Genomic DNA, 26,160 nt, shown 5'->3' on the forward strand with positions numbered 1-26,160 from the left:
ATAGAAAAATCTCTATATGTTTTATTTTAAATTAAACATATCGTAAAAATACGATATGAAAGGGGATTATTTTTTGGAAACTATATTCGATTCTATTGTGATTGGTGCTGGGCAGGCTGGGTTAGCAACCGCGTATTACCTAAAAAATAAGGGTTTACAATATCTCGTTTTAGATGAAAGTGAACAAACTGCTGGTTCATGGCCAAATTATTATGACAGCCTCACTTTATTTTCTCCGGTGAAGTATTCTTCACTACCAGGGTTAAAATTTCCAGGGGGCTCTAACCATTATCCTACAAAAGTTGAGGTTATTAATTACCTAACTGATTATGCTAAACAATTTGAATTAAATATTAAAACAGAAACAAAAGTTATCGATGTTTTAAAGAATAACAATTTATTTTTAGTCAAAACAGTTAATGGCTCTGTATACAAAGCAAAAACCATTATCTCAGCAACTGGATCATTTTCGTCACCTTATATTCCTAATATTAATGGGATGGAACTTTTCAATGGACACATTATACACTCTAGTCAATACAAAAATTCTAAAGAGTTCAAAGATCAAAGAGTTATTGTGGTTGGAGCAGGGAATTCTGCAATTCAAATCGCCTACGAATTAGCAGGTAAATCTAAAGTTACACTAGCTACACGCAATTTAATAAAATTTATTCCTCAAACTTTATTAGGAAAGGATATTCATTATTGGTTTAATCTCTCTGGCTTGGATTATTACCCTTTTGCCAAAAGTCTTTCTCTGACTAATTCAGTATTGGATACAGGAATATATAAAAAAGCAATATTAAGAAATAAACCCGATAGAAGACAGATGTTTACATCAATAACAAAAGACGGAGTTCTTTGGATAAATGGGGAAGAAAAAGTTAATTCGATTATTTTTGCTACAGGCTATCGACCTAAGGTGATGTATTTGAAATCCCTAAATGGAGCGATAGACGAACAGGGCCTCCCGATACATGATAAGGGAATCAGTAAATCAATAAAGGGCCTATTTTATATTGGACTATCAGGACAACGCTCATTTTCATCAGCAACTTTGAGAGGCGTAGGAAAAGATGCAAAATTCATCGTGAATAAAGTGAATGCTATTTTAGCTAATATTTAGAACTGAAAATATATGCTATTAACTATTAAGCAAGTTTTCGTGGAAATTATAAAAATATTAATGACGGAAGAAGAGGAATAATGATGAAGAGAAATGGAATTCATAAACCAACTATCGAGGATGCAGTTGAAATTAGTGGAATTGAAACATTGCATCCAGGTGCTTCGAATTATCTAAACATACAGCAGAAATCGCTGGTCTAAAGCAAGGGCTGCAAGTTTTAGATGTATCCAGTGGGAGAGGAACACAAGCAATATTTTATGCAGAGAAATACGGCGTTCAAGTAACAGGAATAGATATATCTGAAAAAATGATTAATTCAGCTACTGAAATTGCTAAATTATCAAGTGTATCCCAAAATATATCCTTTAAACTAGGAGATTCCTAAGCGTTACCCTTTGCTGATAATAGCTTTGATGTGATTATAAACGAATGTGCAGTAGGAATTCCAGATGACTCACAACAGGTTCTTAATGAAATGGTACGGGTAGTGAGACCTAGAGGCTCTGTTGTTATCCATGAATCAATATGGATGAAAAAAATGAGTAGGCACGAAAAGGATGAGTTATCTGAAAGATACGGTACGACTCCATTAGAACGTGAGGAATGGAATACAATGTTGAGGAAAGCAGGTGTAGTTAATATTATCGAGGAGTATGAAGAGTGGTCAAAACCAGAAAAATTCTGGAAGGTCAGAAAAAATCGTGATGTTCCACATTACACAAAAATTCTCACTGTAGCAGAAAGGTTAATAACTTTAAAACGGATTCTAAGGCATAAGGGAATAAAAGGTGTTTATAAAATTATCGAAAACGAAAAGATCTTCTTTAAGGCAATATTGGATGGCAAGATAGGATATGGATTGTATAAAGGAGTTAAAGGTTAAGAGATTTTTCTCTTGATTTTATTAATATAGCTACAAGGTGCACTTTATGTATATACCTTAGCTGCCATTCTTCCACATGCTACTGTAGGAAAACTACAAAACCTATAAAATTTTATAGAACAAGGATTATTTTATTGAAAAATAATTGCAAGTTGCAAGTTATTGTTTTATATTAATAAATATAATATATCGATAAATTTTAGGGGAGTTGCAATTGGTATTAGTTCGGGAAGCAAATAATAGTGATTTAATAGCAATTATGGATATCTATAATCAAGGAATCGAAGATAGAATTGCAACATTAGAAACTGAAAAAAAGGATTTTCAGGATATGAAAGAATGGTTTAAGCTGCATGAGGGACGTTATAAAGTCATAGTTGCAGAACAGACCGGGAAAATTCTAGGTTGGGTTTCATTAAATCACTATAATAACAGGTGCGCATATTTAGGAGTTGCTGATTTATCCATATATATAGATAGGTTGTACAGAGGTCAAGGTATTGGCAAGACACTTTTAACAGCAATAGAGAAATCTGCTAAGGAAAATGGGTTTTATAAAATAGTGCTCTTTACATTTTCCATTCAACGCATTTGGGCAAGGATTGTATCGTAATAAAGGCTATCGTGAAGTTGGAGTTTTTAAAAATCAAGGAATACTCGATGGGAAATTCATTGATGTAATGGCAATGGAGAAGGTTTTTTTTGATTAATACTTGTGCTTTACAAGTTTATTTTATAAGACAGGGGTGATAAAGGATGGAGAATGATAATTTAAGAGGACTTTTTCAATTGCTCACTAGACGTTTCGGATTATTAAACAAAAACTGTTGTAGCACTGGTGATTTAGAGATTTCTTTAGTACAAAGTCATATAATATATGAAATTTGTCGGCAGCATCAACCTGCTATCCAACAAGTAGCTGATACATTGGGAACGGATATTACAACATTTAGCAGACAAATTCAATCACTAATAAAAATGGGTTTAGTTATGAAAACACCTGCTGCTGAAGACCGTCGTATTTCTATCCTTTCCTTAACGGAGAAAGGAAAAGAAGTTAATGAATTAGTTGATACACAGATGAACAATTATATTCAAGAGATTTTTTCTCATATGAATGAATTTGAAAAGGATATTGTCATTCGTTCATTAAAATTGCTAAATGATCGGATGTTAAAATCATCCGTTTGTTGTACATCACCTTGGGGTTAGTATGTGGTAAAAAATAATTAATTACTTTCTTGGGAATACGAAATGACAAATAAAATTTAAAAGGTGGTTTAATATTATGAGTGAAGTAAAAAATGATCAAATTCGAAATGAAGTTAGGGAGAATTATAAAAAAGTTGCTTTAAAAGTAGTGACAGATAATAATTGTTGTGCACCAAGTTGTTGTGCACCAGGGGACAATCAAAATATCTCTATTGAAGAAATTTCGAAAAAAATGGGGTACTCTACTGAGGAGTTACGGAGTATCCCAAACGGAGCAAACATGGGTTTAGGTTGTGGAAATCCTCAAGCAATCGCAGATTTAAAAACAGGAGAATATGTTCTTGACCTCGGTAGTGGTGGGGGCTTTGATTGTTTTCTAGCTTCTCCAAAAGTTGGAGATGATGGTAAGGTTATAGGAGTTGATATGACTCCAGAGATGGTAAGTAAAGCTCGCAATAATGTTGAGAAAAATCGTTTTAATAATGTTGAATTTCGTTTAGGAGAAATTGAAAATTTACCGGTCGCCGATAGTAGTATTGACGTAATAATTTCGAACTGTGTGATTAATTTATCCCCTAACAAACCAAGGGTTTTCGAGGAAGCATACCGTGTGTTAAAAGAAGGTGGACGCTTAGCAATATCTGATATTGTCATGACAGCTACTCTACCAGAAAAACTTCAATCAGATATTCAGTTATATTCAGGCTGTATTTCAGGAGCATCCACTATTGAAAGCTTAACGAAAATAATGGAGCAAGCTGGTTTTAAAAATATTTCTATCAATCCGAAAGATGAGTCCAAAGAGTTAATAAAAGAATGGGCGCCTAAGTATAAGGTGGAAGAATATATCGTGTCTGCCATCATTCAAGCTGTAAAATAACTGTTTATGATTATATGATGCAGCTTTGAAGTAAAGTTCAATTACACACTAATATCATATTACTTTTAAGAAAGAGTAACATTAAAATCGTGATATGATTATGAATCAAAATACGCTTTTAATATTTGTAAATTGAAATCGTACACTATTGAATGATGTTTGTTTATTCCCATAGTTCTTTTTCAACTAAACTATAAAATAAAAATTACTGTTACCTAAAGCATAAGTTTGCCACTTTGGCAAACTTATGCTTTAAAAAATTGGTTAAGTTCATAAATAAAAAAATGAAAATCCCAATAATTAACTTCTACAATTATTGTTAATCAACATTAAAGTCGGTTATTTATTCAACAAAAATATATCTTAAACATTATCATCCATTCCTCATGTTTCGATGGCGTCGTTCCATATCTTTCAGATGATTCATCCTTTTCAACTGCTTTCATTTTTTCTTCCAAATTGATACATGGATAGCAACTGATCCCCTTGGTTTCACCACTTTTATCACTTCATTAAAAACTTGTTGAGAATCTTCTGAAACTCCTTTCTGCACATTCGTTAATGTCCATATCAAAGGGTAAAGCTTATGAATTTCTTAATTTGAAGGTATAAGTATTTGATTATATTAAAGAAAGGAGGACAAAGGATAGATAGTATGGAGCGTATGAAGAATTAATTAATGAGATTCCAATCGTTTAAAACTATTAGCTTATATATAAAGCAAAGGGAGTTGCAGCTGTGCCTCGGCGGAAGTCTTACAGATTTCATACCAGGCGTCAGTGAACAATTGAAAAACTTAAAGAAGCAGATATTATTCTTGAACGAAAAAAGAGTTACCTTAAAGTTAATAAGTATAGAAATCCATAATAAATATCTATATAATCTAAATAATTGAAATATTAATTATTTTTTTGTTTTAAATATAACTAAATAAGAATATACTTATGTTTAATATCTCTTAGTATTAAATCCTTAAAGAATTTAATTCCTATGGATAAATACCGATAGGGTAAAGCTAATTATTGTTTTTCTTTTAGTTTTTGAAAAGGAAAATAAGAACACAGATATTAAAAAAGGAGGAAATGATGTGGAGGAACAAAAAGCCAAAGAAGAGGAGAGGTTTATTACCCGAAGAAATGCAATAAAAGTGTTTGGAGGGAGTATAGCACTTTGTACCATCTACTTAACTGGATGTACGGATGAAAAAACCGAGAAGATCGAGGAACCTAAGTTAGTACCAGAAGATGGTTATCCGTATATAAAGATTGCTAATTTAAAAGATATCAAGTTAAACGAACCAATTGAATTTGACTATCCATTAAAAACACAAGCAAACTACTTAATAGATTTAGGAGAAGAGGTTCCTGGAGGTGTTGGTCCAAACAAAAGTATTGTAGCATTTAATCGAGCCTGTCAGCATATGGGGTGTCCATCAACCTATGATGGAACTAGAAAAACATTCTTTTGTCCATGCCACCAGACGGTGTATGATCCTTCTTTTCATGGAAGCGTTGTTATAGGTCAAGGAAAGGCGTCATTACCAAGAATTCAGTTACAAATTGAAAATGATGAGATTTTTGCAGTTGGTGTAGATGGGTTGATATATGGTTATAGGCATAATCTATTAGATGGAGAAATGGTTTAGAGAAAGGAGGATTACTGTGGAAATTTTTAATAAGAGCTTGACTAGAAGGCAAGCGATTAAAACAATTGGAGTAGCAACTTTAGCTGGGAGTGCGTCTTCATTTTTACTAAATAAAGATGTAATGGCAGAAGAGATTAACCGGAATGGACTGAGGGATCCCCAATCCCTTCCTATACCACCAGAAACAGCTAAGAAATTTACTACGGTCTGTCAATATTGCTGTGTCGGTTGCGGATATAACGTAACAGTTTGGCCAGTTAGCGAATCTACCTCAGAGGGGGGGGCTTGGCCTAAACCAGCTATGGGGGAGCCTTGGTCTAGCCCTGAAACAATATCAGTTACAACGATTGAAGGAGTAGAGAGTTACGTTTCAATTGTGCCAGATAGAGAGTGTATCGTAAATAAAGGTGATCACTCTATTCGTGGCGGAACTAATGCATTAGCGATTTATTCCGATAGCAAACAACCATTAACAGATACTACGAATCGTGTTAAAATGCCAAAGATTAAAAAAAATGGCGTGTTTACTGAGGTGAGTTGGGATGAAGCTCTTGACTTAATTGCAGATAAAATAGCTGAAACGGTAAGATCGCATGGTCCTGGAGGTGTTGGTATTTGGCAAGCAGATCATGAGAACCCAGAAAACAACTATGTAGGATGCAAATTTGCGTTTTCACCAAAACCAGTTGGTCTTTACGATCCAATATTAGGACCGGAAAAAGGAATACCACATAGGGCAATTCACAATCGTCCTAAATTCGCTTCTGAAGTCCCTTCATACGGAGATATTTTTGGTTCAACTGAATTTATGCTTTATTCCTATGAAGATGCAGAAATTGCAGAGGTTGTATTATTAGCAGGAGCGAATACATATGAAACAGGCTCTGTTTTATATGATCGTATTTATTCTTCTAGAAGAGATGGAAAAAAGATAATTGTTGTGGATCCACGTAAAACATTGGCTGCTCGAAATGCTGAGCAAAACGGTTATCATTTACAGCTAGTACCGGGAACAGATGTTGTATTAGTAAATTCAATCATGCATTATATTTTAACAAACGGTTTAGAAAATAAACAATATATTAAAGATAGAGTTGATGAGGCATCGTTTAATGCATTAAAAGCTGTTGTAATTCAAGAAAAATATAAACCTGAAAATGTTCAAAGTGTTACGGGAGTTTCAGCAAGTTTAATTAGGGAGTCAGCAGAACTTATCGCAAAGGCAAAAGGAGTTCTAACTATATTTGAAAAAGGTGTTATTTGGCAAGGTTCTCAAAATGACGAAGTTGTGGGTGTATATGCAAATTTAAACTTGATCACCGGTAATATTGGGATTGAAGGTGGTTCCATTGGAAGGCAAGGTGGCCATCAAGAAGCCATATTAAATGGAGTACCTCATCCGATTGCAGATTCAAAAGAGCGCCCAGATGTTTGGGATTCAGTTGTTGATAACAAAGTAAAACTACTTTGGGTTATTGACTCGAATCCTATGTCAACAACACAAAATGTAAATGAATTCCGAAAAGGTTTAGAGAAATTAGATTTTATGATTATAAATGAAATCTATGAAAATGAAACATCAGAGTTTGCTGATGTTATTCTACCTTCAGCTGCATGGGGAGAATGGGATTATTTAAGAGTGAATCTTGAAAGACGATTAAGAATGTACTCTAAATTTATGGATGCACCTGGAGAAGCAATGCCTGACTGGAAAATTATTGCGATGGTAGCCCAAAGGTTAGGTCAAAAACATGGCCTAATTGACGATAGCGAATATCAATGGAAAGATAGCTCAGAAGTTTTTGAAGAATATAAGATTACAGATGACGGAAAATATTTGGGTCTTGATTTAGTTGATTACGAATGGATTCGTGGCCTTGGAACGAGTGGAATTCAAATTCCGTTAGTTAAACAAGGTAGTGAATTAATCGGTACACCGAGACTTTATACAGAACAATTTGAAACAGGAGATAGAAAAGCTAGGTTGCAGCCCTACGATCAAGATTGGGAAGGAGATCACCCAACATTTCTACCAGCAGAAATTCTTCCAAATGGTGAGTATCCATATTACCTTACAACCATACGGCATAATGTAATATGGCAATGTGGCTATTCGTTCAGATGGATTCCGCATCTTGTTAATCAACTACCTGAAGTAGAACTCCAAATTCATCCTGATGATGCTAGTAAAGAAGGCATTCAATCAGGAGATTGGTTAAGGCTTTATAATGAGTTAGGAGAACTAGAGGTTATTGCAGATGTCACTGATGTTGCTTCAAAGGGTGTACTTGCAGTTGTATTTGCTTATCCATTTAAATACATTAATCAACTACAATCAAGTGTGCGTTCTAAACGTAATGGTGCCCATTATAAAAACACTCATGCTGGAATTATGAAAATTGAAAAAGAACCTTTTAAAAACAAAACAATGGTTGAAAGATATTAAGGAATAGAATGGTATCTTCATGGTTACTAATATTGGAGTATCGGGATAAACTTTAATCTTGGTTATTGTTTTAATATTTTTTGAACTGAAGGAAATCCTAAAAAAATAGAAAATTAGGTTAAATAAACTGAATAAAAAGAAATAAAAAAGGTTGCTCGGAAGAGGACCTTTTTTATTTGTGAATTTTTTCAGTATTTTATGTGCTTTTTTATATCCATAGTAATCCCTATTTATATATTTATAAAACCATTCAAAATTGGGGAAGGAGAGGATTTTAAAAGTGAAAATTCATTTGTTTTTCACAAATGGAAAAGGGTATATTCCCTAATAAATGTGATACGTATGCACTTTATTTGATGTAAGATTATTCCCTACAAATAAAAAGCAATTTACTGACAGTAATTTATTTAGTTTTACATGAAAATAAAATCAAACAAGAAAAGGAGGTTTTTTTATGGAAACTCATTTGCTTTGGGATTTCAGAATAGCAATTGACTTATTCCTTGGAGGAATCGGGGTAGGCGCGTTTTTGTACTCTCTCTATCTCTTATTTGTTCATAAGGGTAAGTATATGAAACAAGTTCTAACAGGTTTTATTTTAGGTCCGTGCTTTGTCGGACTAGGAGTTTTAGTACTACTTACCGAGTTAGGAAGACCGCTTAGAATGTTATCCACATTTATAAATGTTAACCCAACATCTGTTACGAGTTGGGGAGGGTTTTTACAATTCATTTTTATTGTCATAGGGTTAATCGCAGCTTTTCTTACAATCAAATACGGTAGACAATCTTTGGAAAATACAAGTTATTCAATAGTTGTACTAACTGGCGGAGTATTCGCGATTGCAGTTGGTTTTTATCATGGCTTGTTATTAACATCTGTAGGTAACCCTATGTGGATGAATGGATTATTGCCAATTCTGTTCTTCATTTCGTCTCTCATATGCGGAAGTGTCTTTGTATCACTAATAGGGAATCTCGTTGGGAATTTAGTTGGGAAAGTTATTGGTGGTTCGGCTTATGCAGAAGTTGCTGCTGCAAACGATGAGGCTCCGTTGAATCCTATTAAGGTTGTAATGGGCTTGTTATTTATTGAATTAATCATATTCGGATTATGGATCATTTCAACAAACTATATTGGCTTAGATGGAAAAGAAGCTTTTGCAAATATGATTAGTGAGTATGGAATATACTGGTGGACGTTAGTATTAGGAGTAGGAATCATCCTACCAATCATTATTTCATTCTTTGTTACAAAATGTGAAAAGGTGAGCAAGACTATCATTTTTGCTTTACTATGTTTCATCCTAATCGGTAGCTATTCGATGAAACATATCATCCTATATGCAGGTCAAATTTTATAATAACTAATAGATTCGGAGGTGTAGTTAAATGAACATTACACGTAGAACATTTATAAAAGCCACTTCCATTACTGGTGTTGCGGCTGCAGGATTTGGGGCTCAAAAGCCAATCTTAAATGCTTTCTCTGAAAGTACAGAGTCAAGTAAGGTGGAAACTGGAAAATGGCTTTCGTCGACATGTCAAGGATGTACATCATGGTGTCCGGTAAAAGTATATGTAGAAAACGATCGGGTAATTAAGATTAGAGGGAATGAAAATTGTAAAGGAAATAATGGGAATATTTGTCCTCGCCCTCACCTTGCGATTCAACAAATGTACGATCCAGATAGAGTAAAGGTACCAATGAAGCGTACGAATCCGAAAAAGGGAAGGCACGAAGATCCTCGATTTGTTCCAATTTCATGGGATGAAGCACTCGATACAGTCGCTGATAAGTTAATGGAGCTTAGAAAAAATAATGAAACTCATAAATATGTTTTAATGCGGGGTAGATATACGGGGCAAGCCGATCTTTTCTACAAGCATTTTACAAGTATTTTTGGTTCTCCAAATAATATTTCGCACAGTTCTATTTGTGCAGAGGCAGAGAAAGTCGGTCCTGGCTTTACAGAAAATTATTTTGATTACCGAGATTATGATCTTAAAAATACACGTTATGTGATTATGTGGAGTACGGATCCAGTTGCTTCCAATAGGCAAGTACCGAATATAATGAATAAATTTGGAAATTTATTAGATTATGCAAAAGTAGCAGTAATCGATCCAAGACTTTCAACTACTGCAGCTAAATCACATGAATGGTTACCTGTTGTTCCAGGTGAGGATGGTGCACTTGTTTCAGCAATGGCCCATGTAATTTTATCTGAGGAACTATGGAATAAAGATTTTGTTGGTGATTTCAAGGATGGAGTTAACCAATTTATAAAGGGTAAACAAGTTGATGAAGCTTTATTTGTAGAAAACAGAACGAACGGCTTAGTAAAATGGTGGAATCTCGAATTGAATGATAAAACACCAGAGTGGGCCTCAGAGATTGCAGGGGTTCCATCAGAACAAATATATAGAGTAGCGAGAGAGTTTGCTGCAGCCGCGCCTAGAGCAATCTCTTGGGTTTCTCCTGGAACTGCAATGCAAATTAGAGGTGCATATGCATGTATGGGAGCACATGCTCTAAATGGTTTGGTTGGATCGGTGGAGAATATTGGTGGGACAAATCGTTCGAATAAGGTACCACTTAATTCAGCTCCTGATAGTGAGGAGTATATGGATGAAATAGCAAAGAATGGAAAAAAACAAAAGAAAATCGATCAACGTGGTACTTTACAATTCCCTGCTATAAACAAAGACGGACTCGGGAAAGGTGTTATCACAAATAATGTTGCTGATGCAATCTTGAATGAAGATCCTTATGATGTCAAAATGGCTATTGGTTACTGGAACAACTGGGCGTTTTCTTGTACAGGAGCTCAACGATGGGAGAAAGCAATGGCGAAGCTACCGTTCTTTGTTCACATAACAACGAACGCAGCTGAAATGACTCAATTTGCTGATATTGTTCTTCCAGCAGCATTCCATTTATTCGAGCGATGGTCAAATGTGAACTCTAAGCAAAATATGTATAGCTTCGTGTCTATTCAGCAACCTGTAGTAAAACGTATTTGGGATGTAAAAGCTGATGAAACAGAAGTAGCATGGCTACTGGCTGAGAAGCTAGCTGATAGAGGCTTCCCAAATATATTAAATTACTATAAGAATGAATTTGCTGATCCTGAAACAGGTAAGAAACCAACTACTCCAGAGGAATTTGCTTTGTATAATGTAAAACAAGCTACTCATCCAGTATGGGATCCAAAAGCCGAGAAAAAAGGCGATAAGATGTCAAGTTGGGAAGAATTTGTTGATGTTGGTGTGTGGAATACAACAAGACTAGGTTATAAGAAGAATTGGGACGATTTCGGTACAAAAACTGGGAAATTTGAATTCTATAGCGAAACATTGAAAGATTTCCTTTCAGAACATGCTGAAAAACATGAGGTTAGCATTGATAAGGTAATGGAAGCTGTTAAGTATAAAGCACGTGGGGATTTAAGCTTTGTACCACATTACGAGGAGCCATATCGTCATGGTGATGAAAAAGAATTCCCACTCATTTTTTCTGAGCATCGTTCCCGATTAAATCGTGAAGGTCGTTCTGCAAATACAACTTGGTATCAAGAGTTTAAAGATGCAGATCCAGGGGATGAGCCTTGGGATGATGTATTGAAAATGAACCCTAAGGATTGCCAAAAATATGGAGTGAAAAATGGTGACAAAATTAATGTAACATCTGTTCAAGGTACAATTACTGTTACCGTAAAGGAATGGGAAGGTACGCGTCCAGGTGTGGCAATAAAATGCTATGGACAAGGACACTGGGCATATGGCTCTATTGCTGCAGCAGATTATAAAAAGCGTCAGCCACGCGGAGGAAATAATAATGAAATTCTACCATGTGACTATGAACGTATTAGTTCTGCAACTGCAAGACATGGTGGGCTTGCCAGAATAAAAGTTGAAAAAATATAGAAAAAGGGAGGTAGTATTTTATGGCTAAATACGGCATGGTTATAGATTTGCATAAATGTGTTGGATGCTCAGCATGTCAAATCGCATGTAAAAATGAGAATAATGTAGATACAGGGATATTTTGGAGCTGGCATATAACTAAGACAGAAGGTACATTCCCTGATATAAGGCATGAGTATATACCTACTTTATGCAATCATTGTGAAGATGCTGCATGTGTGAGAGTTTGTCCTACCCAAGCTATGTATAAAGATGAAAATGGTCTTACCTTACATGATCCGGAAAAATGTATTGGATGTAAAAGCTGTGCGATGGCTTGTCCATATGGAGTTATAAGCTTTAATAAGAATGAACCACATCGAAGATGGGACGAGACAACTGCTATTATTGAAGGTGGAACAAGCTCTCCAAAAGATGTTGTCAATGCAACAGGAGCTCCAATTCCTTACTATAATACCGACCGTGAAAAAACTTATGAAGGTATTAGATCAAAGGGCATTGTTGAAAAGTGTACAATGTGTGATCACCGTGTTAATGACGGAAAGGATCCTTACTGCGTAGTATCTTGTCCAGCAGATGCAAGGATTTTCGGAGATTTAGATGATCCGAATAGTCAAATTAGCAAGGTGCTGGCAAAATATGGAGGAAATCAACTCCTTCCACATAAAGGAACAAAGCCAAAGGTTTACTATGTGAGAGGATATACAGTCTGAGGAGGTTAATATGTCATGGAAATGGTAATAGATAATGTCAACTATTATAAATTGCGTGCGACTTCCTACAAATTGTTTGCAAATTTATTTCAAATTCCTCAAGAAGGTGTTATACGCGATTTAGAAACCCTTCGAGAGGTTTTACTAGAGTATTCAGAAGAGTTTTCAGATAAAGACTTTCGATTTTTGCGTAAAGCCAAATATTATAATAAAAATTTGGATTTGTTAAAGCTTGACTACGCAAAGTTATTTGTTGGACCATTTGAAATGTTTGCACCTCCCTATTCGACTATTTATTTGGAGAATACCCAGGAAGTAATGGGGAGAACATCTATGAGAATACTAAACTATTATAAAAATGCGGGTCTTAGCATTGGTGATGACTGTAAAGTCCCAACCGATCATATTACCTTACAGTTAGAATTTTTGTATTATCTTTCATTCAAATATGTTCAAACAGAACTTGAATTTTACGAACAACAATATTTGAGTTTTTTAAATGAAATTTTATCTGTTTGGCTTCCGAAGTTTACAGAGAACATAATCACCTATGCTCAAACACCTATTTATAAAGAACTTGCTTATCTGTTATCAAAGTTTGTATTAACTGAATGGAATAACCATTTTGGATAAAACTGTACAATAGTGGGAGTGATGGACGTGCTTCTTAATATGTTGTTGACTAGATACTTAGACAGCACTAAATTGGATATCCGAGTTGAAAGATGTGTTCTTTCTAGAAATCGTTTTTCGTCCTGTAGAAACTGCATGGAACACTGTCCATCCTCCGCAATAACCTTTGATAAAGAAATCAAAGTTAATACTGAAAACTGTACTGAATGTATGAAATGTACTCGAATTTGTCCAACAGAGGTCTTTTCTGATAAAAAATATTCAAGCAAATTAAGTCTAATTAGTAAACAAGATTCAATTATTTTTTCGTGTAATAAGCATGAGACGAAGAGTAGAAGTATTCAATTAAATTGTATAGCTGATATTGACTTGCAGATGTTATTAATGTGTCATATCTCTCGTAAAAAAGTATTTATCTTAATAGATGATGAGCGCTGTACAAAATGTAAAGAAAATAAAGATTGTGATGTACAAAAAACTGTAACTAAAACACTCATCAAATATAATGACTTAGTAGCTAATGGTGTTGAAATCAACTACATTAATAAAGATATACAACAGGATGCCATTTATACTAGGCGAGAGTTAATTCAGTCATTTACAAAGAAAATATCAGATGATTATGTTATGCCACTAATACCTGAGTTAACAGAAAAGGAAAGATTGTTAAATAAACAAACTATAGGGTTAAAACATAATTTAAGAAATAATCTAATAAAGCAAATTATGAAAGAATGTAATCATGAAATACATCAATCAACTTTAGGTATATTGATGTTACAAAACAATAGCTCTTGTAATGGGTGTAAGAAATGTGAAGCAGTATGTCCTACAGCTTCTCTATATGTGGAAGAAGCAGGGAATCGATTTATTATGAAGCAAATTGCATCAAAATGTGTTGGCTGTCAGGCATGTATAGAAATATGTCCGACCAAATCTCTTTCTACTAATAAAAAGTACTTACTTTCCATAGGGGAATATGTGAGTAATCAACCAAGAAGTATATTGGAATTAGAAGTGGGTATTTGCAATGGGTGTGGAGAGCAAACTTTTGGAACTATTCCTATGTGTGAAGCCTGTAAGTCAAAAGAGTATTTTATTTCTGAGGATAACTTGTGGAATTAAAAAGTTTTCTAGATGAATGTATCACCTTATAAAAAATTAGTTGTCTTGCAGTGATAGAACAAAAATAATTTGTAAGATTAGTTAGTATGTATTGAACTGTTAATTAGTTTCTGAGCACCAGCTTTTGGTGCTTATTTTCAACTATTTTTGTCTTTATTATGTTGTTTCTAGGAATTATCCAAATGTAAAGTAAAAGAGCGTTATAATGTGGTTAACTACTTTGATTGAATGATGATTGGGTGAGATAAAATGAGAAATAGAACGATTATCGTTTTAATACTAATGTCCCTGATCTTAAATGGTTGTCAGATGAGCAGTCAATCTTCACAGGTAATTGTTCTTTACACGTCTAAAGTAGAAAAAGAACTCAAAATTAAAGATAACAATGATTCCGAAAATAAGATTAGAGTTGCGCTTTCCTCCGTAATATCCCCTAGGGCTTCCTTATCTAAATACAATTATTTATTGGACTATATTGGGAAAGAAATGGATGTCTCAATTGAAATAATTCAGAAGCAAACTTACGAAGAAGTTGACAAAATGTTAGAAAGTGGAGAAGTCGATATAGCTTTTATTTGTTCACTTTCTTATGCCATTGGGACAAATGGTCAGTATATTATTGATGTTGCTGCTCCGGAAATTAAAGGTAGGGCTATTTATCAGTCTTATACGATTGTCAATAAGAACAGTACATATGAAAGTTTAGAGGAATTGGAAGGAAAGAAGTTTGCCTTCACAGATCCTTATTCCTATACGGGAAGGCTTAGTATTTTAAGTCAACTTTATCAAAAAGGAAAGAATCCAGAAGAATATTTTAATCACACCTATTTCACTTACAGTCATGACTATTCCGTTAATGCTGTTGCACTCGGTATTGTTGATGGGGCAACAGTAGATGGAGCTATGTTTGATCAGTTACAAATTGAAAATCCAGAGCTAAGCTCTCAAATAAGGATAATCGGGACTGGTGAGGAAGCGGGCACACCTCCTGTAGTAGCATCAAGAAAAGCAAATCCGACGATGGTTGCAGAATTTACGAGGCTGTTACTAGACTTGCAAAACAAAGACAAAGGGCGAAAAATCCTCGAAGAATTAGGTGTGGATCGATATATCCCAATTAATAAAGAGGATTATAAGGTAATACTAGAAAATTTGTTTTTAATGGGTGAAACGGAATGAAAAATATCAAAAAAAAGTTAATAGATTTCTTATCCAGCGTCTCGATAGAGTTAAAAATATATGGAATGGTTTTAATTGTTGTTCTTATGGTAACAAGCATAAGTTTAATTGTTGTGCGCTTATCCATAACCGATACTCTTACTTTACAGATTGAAGATCGAGCAAAATCTATTAGCAGTGATATAGCATCAAGAAGCGTAGATCCCTTATTAACACATAATATTTTTGCCTTGCAAAGTTTAATTAGCGATACGATAAATAGTTATCAAGATATAGAATATATTTTCATACTTAGTAAAGAAGGAGAAGTACTTGTTCACTCTAATGAGCAAGGTTTTATTTCAAAGGAGCTTATTCAAGCAAATAATGTTAAAAAAGAAAATGATGTACAAATTACGAATAGTAAACAACTTTTAACAGACAAAGACTTTATTGTTGATTCTGCCACACCGATACTACCAGAGCTTGGAGGAACAGTTAGAGTTGGATTAACCTATTTATCTTTAGAACAGGCTTTATTAAAAGTAACTAATCAAATGATTTTCACGATGATAGGGGTTATGTTTCTATCAGGAATTATTGTGTTTGGACTTACAAAAATCCTCACAATTCCCATTACTAATCTTGTTCAATTAACGAACAAAGTTTCATCAGGGGTTCTCTCAGAACGGATTAATACTTATCCGAAGGATGAGATTGGTAAGTTAACGTTATCATTTAATAAGATGCTTGATGCACTTCAAAAATCCGAAAAGCAGAAAATAGTATACATTGACAAAATTAATAATCGAAATAAGGAACTAACACTTTTAAATGTTTTATCTAAAAACCTAAAAAATTATGATGAATTGAAAGAAGTGCTTCAGCTTTTTGTTAAACAGCTAGTCAAGGATCTAAACTTAAAAAGTGCTGCAATAGAAGTTGGATTTGCTGGATCAACAGAAATTTTCTTTGACCATTCATGCGTTGATGCAATTAATTGTGTTCACTTTGACGATAAGTATCTTACTTGTAATCTTGAGCAAAAAAAGATCTATTCCTTCCCATTAGAAAAGTTTGATGGAACTTCAATCGGTAAAATATCCATCTGTAGCTTGAAAAAGCTAGATGGAACTTTTATTAATATTTTAAAATCTGTCGCAGCACAATTATCCGTTTCCATAGAAAATTTAGAGCTTTGGAGAGAGGTAAAAAAGAAAGAAGAAGTCCGTCTGATGTTACTGGAGAAGCTCATTCATGTCCAAGAAGAAGAGCGAAAGAGAATATCAAGAGAGCTTCATGATGAAACAAGTCACTCACTATCATCGATGCTAGTAGAGTTAAAACTACTAGAGGAGGGTAACGGAGAACTTAAAAAGAGTTCAATTAATCATTTAAGATCACTTGTCCGAAAAACAATTGAAGAAGTGCATCAAATGGCTTGGCAGCTTCGACCAAGCATTTTAGATAAATTTGGTCTTAAGGTTGCTATTGAAAGACATATTCAAGAATTTCAGCAATCTACAAATATTGAGACAGATTTAATAATAAGTGGTCAGCAAAGAGTCCTTTCACCTGAACTGGAAACTACAGTTTTTCGGTTAATACAGGAGTCATTAACGAACATTACAAAATATGCTAAAGCAAGTAGTGTGAGTATAATAATTCTATCCACTGCCCAGCAAATGTCAGTAGTTATTGAAGATAATGGAATTGGTTTCGATGCAAGTACAGTTTTAGGAGAAGAGCCTTCAAAAGATCATTTAGGACTTGTTGGAATGCATGAGAGGATTGCTTTATTAAATGGTACACTTCAAATAGAGTCTGAAATTGGTAAAGGAACTACCATATTAGCAAAAATTCCACTTACGTTAGATAGGAGTGAGACATGTGTCAGTTAGTTTATTTATTGTGGATGATCATCCAGTGTTCCGTGCAGGTCTAAAAACCATTTTAATGAGTGAAAGTGACTTTACTATTATTGGAGAAGCACAAACTGGAGAAGAAGCGATACAAAAACTAAAAACAATTTCTCCTGATATCGTGGTCATGGATATAAGTATGCCGGGAAAAGATGGAATTGAAACAACTAAAGAAATTAGGAAAGAAAATCAGACCATAAAAATTCTCCTCTTAACAATGCACTCAGACGAAGCTTATTTAAGAGAAGGGCTAAAAGTAGGTGCTCAAGGTTATGTGTTAAAAAGAGCCGTTGACACAGAATTAATTACAGCAATTCGTATGGTCTTAAATAATGAACATTATATTTATCCGACCCTTGTTCCATATTTATATAAGGCTATAGAGGAGGAAATTGAACCACAGTCATCTAATGAACCTCAATTGAGTCCGAGAGAAACTGAGGTATTAAAACTGATTGCTCTTGGTTACACCCAAAAAGAAATTGGTGAAAAATTATTCCTTTCTCCCAAAACAGTGGATACTTACAAAACGAGGATAATGGAGAAAATTGGTGAAACAACGAGATCAGCCCTTGTTAAATACGCCATTAAACAAAATTTAATATCACACGATTAATATTTAAGGATATTTTTTTAAATGGAACAAATGACTCAATTGTAATTAAGAGACTTGAAATTTAAATATAAGTGTTTTATTATATAATTAAATGATTATGTACAGGAGAATGCGATACGTTTTTCTTGTAAGTGATTATAGTGAGACAGTATCATTTGCTACTCTTAGTCACATCATTTAAATATAAGTAATATGTAATATAAGTATTTAATAATGTTTTAGAAGGAGGGTAATGAATGGATAAGTTGGAGCGTATGGCTAATCAATTAAAGGCTGTAAGTGATGTAAATAGGTTGAAGCTTCTTGCTTGTATAAAGCAAGGGGAGGTATGTGTTTGTGACCTTGTGGAGGTCTTACAAATATCACAACCCGGTGTAAGTCAACAATTAAAAAAACTAAAAGAAGCGGAAATTATCCTTGAGCGAAAAAAAGGTACATGGAAACATTTTAGATTGAATGAAATACAAGAGCCTTACATTCAATCGCTCCTTGATGAATTAGAGCCTTATTCAATCACCAAATGTTCTTCCCAATGCTAATATACTAGGAGGAAATAAGAATGGCAGAAAAAAGTTTGACAAAAAAGCTTTCGTTTCTAGATCGATACTTGACGCTATGGATTTTTGTTGCGATGGGTTTAGGTATCTTAGTAGGATTTGCTATTCCAGGCTTTAAAGATATCTTGGATAAATTCACTGTGGGTACAACATCAATTCCGATTGCTGTTGGGTTGATTATCATGATGTATCCACCACTGGCAAAAGTGAAATATGAGGAAATGTGGCGTGTCTTTAAAGATTGGAAAGTGTTATTACTCTCATTATTTCAAAATTGGTTAATAGGACCTTTCTTAATGTTCTTTTTGGCCATAATATTTTTACATGATTATCCTGAATATATGGCTGGACTAATCATGATTGGGTTAGCGCGCTGTATCGCGATGGTCATCGTTTGGAATGATTTGGCTCGTGGTGACCGCGAATATGTTGCTGGATTAGTTGCATTCAACTCAATCTTTCAGATTGTGTTTTATTCGGTATTTGCATATTTCTTCTTAAATGTATTGCCAGGTGTCTTTGGGCTAGAGAACATGACAGTTTTTATTTCCATGTGGGAAATTACAAAAAGTGTACTGATCTATTTAGGAATACCATTTGCTGCAGGTATTCTTACACGAATGATTGGACTACGAACAAAAGGGAAGGAATGGTATGAACAAAAATTCTTACCGAAAATTTCCCCTCTTACACTTATTGCACTATTGTTTACCATTATCATGATGTTCTCTTTAAAAGGTGACAAAATTATAGCCTTGCCAATGGATGTCATTCGAATTGCGATTCCGTTACTAATATATTTCCTAATCATGTTTGTGATTTCATTCTTTTCATCTAAGAAAGCAGGGGCATCTTATCCTGTAACAGCTTCCTTATCCTTTACAGCGGCAAGTAATAACTTTGAACTTGCGATTGCCGTGGCAGTGGCAGTCTTTGGTATTAACAGTGGAGAAGCTTTTGCTGCTGTTATCGGTCCGTTAGTAGAAGTACCTGTCTTAATTGCACTAGTGAGTGTTGCATTAAGATGGGAGAAGAAATATTTTAGGACAATTAAACTGTAAGGATATTCCTTAAGGGGGAGAATTGACGTTTATGACACAACTAAAAACCATTTACTTTCTATGTACAGGGAATTCGTGTCGCAGCCAAATGGCTGAAGGCTGGGCAAAAAAGTATTTAGGTGATAAATGGAAAATATATAGTGCAGGGATAGAAGCTCATGGATTAAATCCAAATGCAGTAAAAGCTATGAAAGAAATAGGAATTGATATTTCAAATCAAACATCTGATATTATCAAATCTGAGATATTAAATAGTGCAGATTTAGTGGTTACATTATGTGGAGATGCAGCTGATAATTGCCCGATGACTCCCCCTCATGTGAAGCGTGTACATTGGGGATTTGATGATCCAGCAAAGGCTGAAGGCACAGAAGAAGAAAAATGGGTATTCTTCCAACGTGTTCGAAATGAAATTGGTGAACGTATCAAACTCTTTGCTCGTTCGGGAGAATGATTAATCAAATAGCCAAGGTTTCTTTTGGCTATTTTTTCAACACTATATATAAGTGTTTGCTTATTTGGGGAAGAATCATACCAATATTTATAAGGAGAGGTTTAACATGAAACAAATTCAAATTTTTGATCCAGCTATGTGCTGTTCAACAGGCGTTTGTGGTCCATCCATTGATCCCGAATTATTACGTGTTTCCTTTATTGTCAGTAACTTATCCAAAAAACAGTATCCGATTGAGCGCTACAATTTAGCGACAGATACGGAGCATTTCATGAAAAACACCAATGTCAATCAATTGTTGAATGAAAAAGGTCCTTCTGTCTTGCCGATTATTTTAGTGGATGGTCAGGTCGAGTCAACAGGAAAATACCCATCTAATAAGGAGTTTGAGCAGTGGACAGGACTTTTGGTGGAAGAATTGATTCAAAAACCAAAGGTGAGCATATCTCTTAATACGAAGAAAGAAGGGAACTAGGGTGAAACGTTTCATTAATGAGTATTTTCCAACCACAAAGTTTCTATTTTTCACGGGTAAAGGAGGAGTTGGTAAAACATCTGTCGCAAGTTCGCTTTCTTTGACACTATCCAAACAAGGAAAGAATGTTCTATTAATCAGTACAGATCCTGCCTCTAATCTACAAGATGTATTTGGTCAAACTTTGACGAATCATCCTACTTTGATTAACGGAACCAGTCGACTTTATGCACTGAACTTAGATCCTGTTCAAGCAGCAGCGGAGTACAAGGAGCGAGTCGTGGCCCCATATAAGGGAAAGTTATCTGATTCGGTTCTTGCTTCGATGGAGGAGCAAATGTCAGGTGCGTGTACTGTTGAGATCGCGGCATTCAATCAATTTTCGTCGCTTTTGACTGATAAGAAGATTACTGACGAATATGATGTCATTGTGTTTGATACAGCACCGACAGGTCATACCCTTCGCTTGTTGCAATTACCGATGGCTTGGTCGGGATTTCTGGAAGACAATACAAATGGTGCGTCCTGTTTAGGTCCATTAGCTGGTCTTGAAAGTCAAAAACAGATATATAGTGAAGCCGTAAAGGTTTTGTCCGATGCAAAGTTGACTACACTTTTATTGGTCAGCCGTCCGGAAGAAGGTCCTTTACGGGAAGCAGCAAGGGCTTCAAGTGAACTAAAGGAAATTGGAATTGGTAATCAGCAAGTGATTGTTAATGGGTTATTTGAACAAACGGCTTTGAAGGATCATTATGCCAAAACGATGTATGAAAGACAACAGACAGCTTTGAAAGAGATGCCCATGGAATTACGGTTGTACCCACTCTTTTATTTGCCATTGGCTCCATTCTCCATTACGGGCATCGAACAAATGGAAAATTGGTTCAGTCATAAATTAGAGTCTTCATCGCACGTTGAAAGGGAAAAGGAACATATCTCTTACCAATCGATCCAAGACTTACTGGATTTTTATGAAGAACATCAACAACGGGTAATTTTCACTATGGGTAAAGGTGGCGTAGGCAAAACGACGATAGCATCCCTTATAGCACTAGGGCTAGCAGGAAGAGGGAAGAAAGTTCATCTAACAACAACAGATCCAGCTGCTCACATCGCTTGGACATTTGGAGAAAATGGATTGCATGAAAACTTAACAATCAGCTCCATTGACCCTAAAAAAGTAGTACAGGAATACAAGGATGAAGTAATCTCCAAGGCTAGCGAGACCATGGATGAAGATGGACTATCTTACATCAAAGAGGATCTTGAATCACCATGTACAGAAGAGATTGCTGTATTCCGTGCATTTGCCGAAGTGATAGCTGAATCCAAGGATCAAATCGTGGTGATTGATACAGCACCTACAGGCCATACGCTTCTGTTATTAGATGCATCCGAGGCGTATCATAAAGAGATTTCACGTTCGTCTGGAGAAATTCCTGATTCTGTAAGGAACTTATTACCGAAGTTGCGTGATAATTCCTACACAAGTATCATAATTACCACTTTACCAGAAGCAACACCTGTCTACGAAGCCACTCGATTGGAAGAGGACTTGAAACGAGCAAACATTGCTATTCATTGGTGGATCATTAATCAAAGCTTCTATATTACGGATACAAGGGATCCAATATTGGCACAAAAAGCACAGGCAGAAATCTATTGGATTCAACGAGTAAATGAATTAGCACGTGGACAAATGGTCATCATCCCATGGAGTGTGCATGAACCAAAAGGAATAGATGGATTAGAAAACCTTTTAGAAACTAAATAAAACCAATAGGAGGATTAGATATGAACATATCAGAACAAGCAAAAAAATACATTCAACAAGCAATGAAAGATAATAATGTTTCAACATTACGCTTTTATGGAATCGCTGGATGTTGTGGTGTTAATCTAGGTGTAGCATTACAAGATGCTGAAGAAAAAGATTTTGTTGAACAAATCAATGGAATACAAGTGGCCATTCATCCAGATGTAAAAAGTCAGTTGGCAGGTGTTACAGTCGATGTTGAAGAAGAAAATGGAGAAATGGGCATCATCTTAAATGGCTATAACAATAATTCTTGTTGTTAAGCCTTCTTTGACCGTTTATGTAGCGATTTCAAAGTATAACCCTTTTCAGTTTCAATTTAACTTGGAGAGGGTGGGTTTTTTTGAATAAGAATTTGCTTGTCTTTGGCATCATTTTCGTAATAGTACTAATGTTGCTGCATGTGATCGTTGTGGCCAAAAAGAATCGAATGGACGACTACCTTTTGATCCTATGGTTTATATCTGTTTTTTTCACTGGGCCTATTGGATATGGATTATTCTTTGTAATTAAGAAAAGAACACAAGAAACCAAAAACAGCAAGAATTGGATAGAATAAAATACATGAGTGATTAATAAGAGTTATGGTAAAATTAGGATATGGGAAGCCTAATGGTAAATGAGTATTAATTGTTGTTTCCGAATTGTTGCGTATAAAAAACTTATTGCATCTAACATTGGTCGTATTGCCAATATAATTAAAGGAAGATCAGATATCGTAGATTCAAAAATAAAGGAGTACGTTGAAGAATACAGTAAGTAAAAATTGAGGAAAACAAACCGTTTCTTAATAACAATTTTTGTGGTAATGAACGTATCTTTAGTGGCGCTTGCTGACATTAATAATCTTTAGATTCTGCCTAGAGTTAGTCAGTTTGGGTGTGAGTATGACTATCTAGATTATAAAGACAAACAATATTCTTAAAGATAAATAATGGTATTATTAGTTATGTCCGTGTCCAATTAATGTTATGAAGGTTTGCGTAAAGGATAGACTGGAAGTGTTGTTTCCAACTTTTTTTCATTTGTAGCTTTCTTCAATATCATACCGTTTCCAACTTTATTTATTTTTGATCAAAAATTATGTCCATCAAAGCATTAATTTTACACATTATTTATTTCCAACTTTTTTTGGTGTATACATCTGCTGATGTTGATTTGAAATAAAGTCGTACTGTTTGTAAAAAAGATGTACCGTTTAAAACAAAGATATACCGTTTATAAAAAAGTTGCACCGTTTTACCCTTTGATATGCTCCCCACTAGGTAGACAGATGAAAAAAACAAAATCTGTTTATTTAATGGGGAGTATTTTTATGTCAAAAAGTAAATATTCAAAAGATGAAAAAATAGCAATTCTAAAACTATGTGATTGCTGAAGTACATATGATGGATGGGGAACTTTACAATATTATTGAGGTTGAGCGTGAAAAAAGATCTTTGACAACACTCATTTTATACTCTCCCTCTATCAAAGATTGGGGTACAATCATTAAAACTCTCCTTGTTAATCTCGTCAATGCGAGTGGCACTTGGACTAGTAAGTCATTAGCTTACTTCCGAAATCGAGGTATTAAAATAGTGAAGGCAAGACATAGTAGTAAGGGAATTGAACATAGGTCTACCATTTTACTATCAAAAATTTCATGATGTCTCTTCTTTAAAACTTTACTAACATGAATGAATGTTAATTATTAATACAAATTCTGAGGTGATTAGATTGAGCAAGATACTCTTAGTAGATGATGAACAGGGATTATTAGATCTACTAACATTTACTTTAAGAAAACATCATATAGAAAATGTTCTAACTGCAACGACAGCGAAAGAAGCCTTAAATATTATAGAGCGTCATGAGATAGCATTAATTGTGTTAGATATCATGTTACCAGATGGGGATGGTTTCCAATTGTGTGAAAAAATAAGGACTATGACAGATGCTCCAATTTTATTTTTATCAGCTAAAAATCAAGATGTTGATAAAATTAATGGCTTTAGATTAGGTGCAGATGATTATATTACAAAACCCTTTAACCCTACTGAGATTGTAGCTAGAATTCAAGTACATTTAAGACGGTATAAAAAGGTTGATAATATAAATAAGTCAGTTTATGATTTTGGTTATTTTAAACTAAATAAAAAAAGTGGACAATTATTTGTTAAAAACAAAGAAGTTAAATGTGCCCCCATGGAGTTTATTTTATTAACCTTTTTTTGCGAAAACATTAATCATATCTTTTCAGTGACTGAGCTTTATGAAAAGGTATGGCTTCCTTATCAAGAAGGGGATGAAAAAACCGTAGTAATACATATTTCAAGATTAAGAAAAAAAATAGAACCAAATCCTAAATCTCCCCAATTCTTAATAAATGTGAGAGGGCTTGGTTATAAATTAGTAAGGGCACAAGGTATTAAACAATGAATATTTTATATCGTTCCATAATATTTTCCTTTCTTTTTCTTTTACTAGTGTTTCTTTTATTAGGAATCAGTGTTGTGCTCATAGTAATAGTTCTTATTTTTTTAATGCAATTAGTTCCTTTTTTGAACTTAATAGACATAAAGATATATTATTTGATTGTTATATTTTTAGTCCTAACTATGTTCAGTTACTTTATGGGAATTCTATTAGGGAAGCCAACAATTGCAATTATTGAATGGTTAAAAGACTTGTCTAAAGGTAATTTTAATAAAGACGATTACATGGAGAAATTTTCTTTTTTATGGAATAAGAAAGGTAATATAAATGTTTATTACCTGCCCTTCAAAGAGATTATTTTATTTCTATCTGAACTAACGGTATCTCTTCAACAAAACAAATTACAGAATGAAAAGATAAATGAGACAAAGGAACAGTGGGTAGCTGGAGTTTCTCATGATATCAAGACTCCTCTTTCATACATCAAAGGGTATCTAGATATTATCGGCAATGAAGATATAGAAATGACAAAAAGCGAACGAAATTCAGCTATGGATCTAATAAAAAAGAAAGTGGCTGATATTGAAGCACTGTTAAATATGTTCCAAATCAAACAAAATCAAAATATCCTTCAAAAGGTAAGAACTGATTTTGTAAGTTTTCTAAAGACGATTATATTAGATGTTGCAAATAATCCTAAAGCATCTAATTATAACTTTTCTTTCGAAACGAATGTATCATCGTTCAATTATTACTTTGATCAAAAGATTCTAAAAAGAATAATGCAAAATTTACTAATGAATGCAGTTTTACATAATTCTATTGGAACAAATATTACAATAAAGTTAGAAGTAACGGCAGAAAAAGTTAATATTAGAATTATAGATGACGGTGTTGGAATTCCGCCCTGTGTTGTAAAAAATGTGTTTGCCAAGGAAAGAGTAGCATCAGGTAGTCATGGCCTTGGTCTAATCGTAGTGAAGGAGCTAGTAGACAAGCACCAAGGTAACATTGATATTTATTCAAAACCTACACAAGGTACAGTTATCAATTTAGATTTTAAAAGAAGTGAGTAATTAAAGTTGTTT

General features: G+C 34.3%; 22 protein-coding genes and 2 pseudogenes. All 24 read left to right on the forward strand.

Annotated features, from left to right (window positions below; translation table 11 throughout):
• The first annotated feature begins 73 nt into the window (after window positions 1-73).
• The 24 genes and pseudogenes from KDN24_RS01175 (at window position 74) to KDN24_RS01290 (ending at window position 26,148) form a co-directional block, all read left to right on the forward strand.
• Window positions 74-1,126 carry a flavin-containing monooxygenase gene (locus KDN24_RS01175; RefSeq protein ID WP_409970659.1) on the forward strand — a complete coding sequence of 351 codons (1,053 nt, stop codon included), beginning with the start codon at window positions 74-76 and terminating at the stop codon, window positions 1,124-1,126.
• Window positions 1,127-1,337: 211 nt separating this feature from the next.
• Window positions 1,338-2,012 (forward strand): annotated as a pseudogene (locus KDN24_RS01180) (methyltransferase domain-containing protein).
• A gap of 208 nt (window positions 2,013-2,220) precedes the next feature.
• A pseudogene (locus KDN24_RS01185) lies at window positions 2,221-2,722 on the forward strand (arsinothricin resistance N-acetyltransferase ArsN1 family A).
• A gap of 46 nt (window positions 2,723-2,768) precedes the next feature.
• A complete protein-coding gene (locus tag KDN24_RS01190) occupies window positions 2,769-3,224 on the forward strand; it encodes a MarR family winged helix-turn-helix transcriptional regulator (RefSeq protein WP_409970660.1) in 456 nt (151 codons plus the stop codon).
• Window positions 3,225-3,300: 76 nt separating this feature from the next.
• Window positions 3,301-4,104, forward strand: a complete 804-nt coding sequence (locus KDN24_RS01195; RefSeq protein WP_409970661.1) for an arsenite methyltransferase — start codon at window positions 3,301-3,303, stop codon at window positions 4,102-4,104.
• Between the two features lie 1,087 nt (window positions 4,105-5,191).
• Entirely contained in the window at window positions 5,192-5,749 is a 558-nt protein-coding gene (locus KDN24_RS01200) for an arsenate reductase (azurin) small subunit (RefSeq protein ID WP_409970662.1), read from the forward strand.
• Between the two features lie 16 nt (window positions 5,750-5,765).
• Complete coding sequence (locus KDN24_RS01205; RefSeq protein ID WP_409970663.1) at window positions 5,766-8,195, forward strand: molybdopterin oxidoreductase family protein; 2,430 nt, start codon at window positions 5,766-5,768, stop codon at window positions 8,193-8,195.
• A gap of 454 nt (window positions 8,196-8,649) precedes the next feature.
• Window positions 8,650-9,558, forward strand: a complete 909-nt coding sequence (nrfD, locus tag KDN24_RS01210; protein ID WP_409970664.1) for an NrfD/PsrC family molybdoenzyme membrane anchor subunit — start codon at window positions 8,650-8,652, stop codon at window positions 9,556-9,558.
• 28 nt (window positions 9,559-9,586) lie between these two features.
• On the forward strand, window positions 9,587-12,124 hold the full coding sequence (locus KDN24_RS01215) for a molybdopterin-dependent oxidoreductase (RefSeq protein ID WP_409970665.1): 2,538 nt from the start codon (window positions 9,587-9,589) through the stop codon (window positions 12,122-12,124).
• 20 nt (window positions 12,125-12,144) lie between these two features.
• The gene (locus KDN24_RS01220) at window positions 12,145-12,837 is read left to right on the forward strand and encodes a 4Fe-4S dicluster domain-containing protein (protein WP_409970666.1); all 693 of its coding nucleotides are present in this window, start codon (window positions 12,145-12,147) and stop codon (window positions 12,835-12,837) included.
• Window positions 12,838-12,852: 15 nt separating this feature from the next.
• Window positions 12,853-13,470 (forward strand): TorD/DmsD family molecular chaperone, encoded by a 618-nt coding sequence (locus KDN24_RS01225; RefSeq protein WP_409970667.1) that lies wholly within the window; start codon window positions 12,853-12,855, stop codon window positions 13,468-13,470.
• Window positions 13,471-13,497: 27 nt separating this feature from the next.
• A complete protein-coding gene (locus KDN24_RS01230; RefSeq protein WP_409970668.1) occupies window positions 13,498-14,595 on the forward strand; it encodes a 4Fe-4S binding protein in 1,098 nt (365 codons plus the stop codon).
• A 249-nt stretch (window positions 14,596-14,844) separates the two neighbouring features.
• The gene (locus tag KDN24_RS01235) at window positions 14,845-15,774 is read left to right on the forward strand and encodes a substrate-binding domain-containing protein (protein WP_409970669.1); all 930 of its coding nucleotides are present in this window, start codon (window positions 14,845-14,847) and stop codon (window positions 15,772-15,774) included.
• Window positions 15,771-17,654, forward strand: a complete 1,884-nt coding sequence (locus tag KDN24_RS01240) for an ATP-binding protein (RefSeq protein WP_409970670.1) — start codon at window positions 15,771-15,773, stop codon at window positions 17,652-17,654. The genes KDN24_RS01235 and KDN24_RS01240 overlap by 4 nt, the downstream gene beginning before the upstream one ends.
• On the forward strand, window positions 17,644-18,291 hold the full coding sequence (locus KDN24_RS01245) for a response regulator transcription factor (RefSeq protein WP_409970671.1): 648 nt from the start codon (window positions 17,644-17,646) through the stop codon (window positions 18,289-18,291). The genes KDN24_RS01240 and KDN24_RS01245 overlap by 11 nt, the downstream gene beginning before the upstream one ends.
• A gap of 236 nt (window positions 18,292-18,527) precedes the next feature.
• Window positions 18,528-18,830, forward strand: coding sequence for an ArsR/SmtB family transcription factor (locus tag KDN24_RS01250; RefSeq protein WP_409970499.1), 303 nt, complete (start codon window positions 18,528-18,530; stop codon window positions 18,828-18,830).
• Window positions 18,831-18,850: 20 nt separating this feature from the next.
• Window positions 18,851-19,909: an ACR3 family arsenite efflux transporter gene (gene arsB / locus KDN24_RS01255; protein ID WP_491348256.1), complete on the forward strand. Its 1,059-nt coding sequence runs from the start codon at window positions 18,851-18,853 to the stop codon at window positions 19,907-19,909.
• Window positions 19,910-19,940: 31 nt separating this feature from the next.
• The gene (gene arsC, locus KDN24_RS01260; RefSeq protein WP_409970674.1) at window positions 19,941-20,363 is read left to right on the forward strand and encodes an arsenate reductase (thioredoxin); all 423 of its coding nucleotides are present in this window, start codon (window positions 19,941-19,943) and stop codon (window positions 20,361-20,363) included.
• 106 nt (window positions 20,364-20,469) lie between these two features.
• Window positions 20,470-20,838: an arsenite efflux transporter metallochaperone ArsD gene (gene arsD, locus KDN24_RS01265; RefSeq protein WP_409970675.1), complete on the forward strand. Its 369-nt coding sequence runs from the start codon at window positions 20,470-20,472 to the stop codon at window positions 20,836-20,838.
• 1 nt (window position 20,839) lies between these two features.
• A complete protein-coding gene (arsA, locus tag KDN24_RS01270) occupies window positions 20,840-22,612 on the forward strand; it encodes an arsenical pump-driving ATPase (RefSeq protein ID WP_409970676.1) in 1,773 nt (590 codons plus the stop codon).
• 20 nt (window positions 22,613-22,632) lie between these two features.
• Window positions 22,633-22,917 carry an iron-sulfur cluster biosynthesis family protein gene (locus KDN24_RS01275; protein WP_409970677.1) on the forward strand — a complete coding sequence of 95 codons (285 nt, stop codon included), beginning with the start codon at window positions 22,633-22,635 and terminating at the stop codon, window positions 22,915-22,917.
• A gap of 1,125 nt (window positions 22,918-24,042) precedes the next feature.
• A complete protein-coding gene (locus tag KDN24_RS01280) occupies window positions 24,043-24,303 on the forward strand; it encodes a Tn7-like element transposition protein TnsE (RefSeq protein ID WP_491348257.1) in 261 nt (86 codons plus the stop codon).
• 64 nt (window positions 24,304-24,367) lie between these two features.
• Window positions 24,368-25,075: a response regulator transcription factor gene (locus KDN24_RS01285; protein WP_486303950.1), complete on the forward strand. Its 708-nt coding sequence runs from the start codon at window positions 24,368-24,370 to the stop codon at window positions 25,073-25,075.
• 74 nt (window positions 25,076-25,149) lie between these two features.
• Complete coding sequence (locus tag KDN24_RS01290) at window positions 25,150-26,148, forward strand: sensor histidine kinase (protein WP_409970680.1); 999 nt, start codon at window positions 25,150-25,152, stop codon at window positions 26,146-26,148.
• Window positions 26,149-26,160: the final 12 nt, after the last annotated feature.

Source organism: Cytobacillus sp. Bva_UNVM-123, from assembly GCF_046351715.2.
Lineage (GTDB): Bacteria > Bacillota > Bacilli > Bacillales > Cytobacillaceae > Cytobacillus.

Excerpts from the sequence above, each read along its gene's own strand:
- arsC (WP_409970674.1), top strand. The coding sequence starts at position 19,941 with ATGACACAACTAAAAACCATTTACTTTCTATGTACAGGGAATTCGTGT.
- KDN24_RS01225 (WP_409970667.1), top strand. The coding sequence starts at position 12,853 with ATGGAAATGGTAATAGATAATGTCAACTATTATAAATTGCGTGCGACT.
- KDN24_RS01275 (WP_409970677.1), top strand. The coding sequence starts at position 22,633 with ATGAACATATCAGAACAAGCAAAAAAATACATTCAACAAGCAATGAAA.
- KDN24_RS01240 (WP_409970670.1), top strand. The coding sequence starts at position 15,771 with ATGAAAAATATCAAAAAAAAGTTAATAGATTTCTTATCCAGCGTCTCG.
- KDN24_RS01195 (WP_409970661.1), top strand. The coding sequence starts at position 3,301 with ATGAGTGAAGTAAAAAATGATCAAATTCGAAATGAAGTTAGGGAGAAT.
- KDN24_RS01250 (WP_409970499.1), top strand. The coding sequence starts at position 18,528 with ATGGATAAGTTGGAGCGTATGGCTAATCAATTAAAGGCTGTAAGTGAT.
- KDN24_RS01215 (WP_409970665.1), top strand. The coding sequence starts at position 9,587 with ATGAACATTACACGTAGAACATTTATAAAAGCCACTTCCATTACTGGT.
- KDN24_RS01190 (WP_409970660.1), top strand. The coding sequence starts at position 2,769 with ATGGAGAATGATAATTTAAGAGGACTTTTTCAATTGCTCACTAGACGT.
- KDN24_RS01235 (WP_409970669.1), top strand. The coding sequence starts at position 14,845 with ATGAGAAATAGAACGATTATCGTTTTAATACTAATGTCCCTGATCTTA.
- nrfD (WP_409970664.1), top strand. The coding sequence starts at position 8,650 with ATGGAAACTCATTTGCTTTGGGATTTCAGAATAGCAATTGACTTATTC.
- KDN24_RS01280 (WP_491348257.1), top strand. The coding sequence starts at position 24,043 with ATGGATGGGGAACTTTACAATATTATTGAGGTTGAGCGTGAAAAAAGA.
- arsB (WP_491348256.1), top strand. The coding sequence starts at position 18,851 with ATGGCAGAAAAAAGTTTGACAAAAAAGCTTTCGTTTCTAGATCGATAC.
- KDN24_RS01220 (WP_409970666.1), top strand. The coding sequence starts at position 12,145 with ATGGCTAAATACGGCATGGTTATAGATTTGCATAAATGTGTTGGATGC.
- arsD (WP_409970675.1), top strand. The coding sequence starts at position 20,470 with ATGAAACAAATTCAAATTTTTGATCCAGCTATGTGCTGTTCAACAGGC.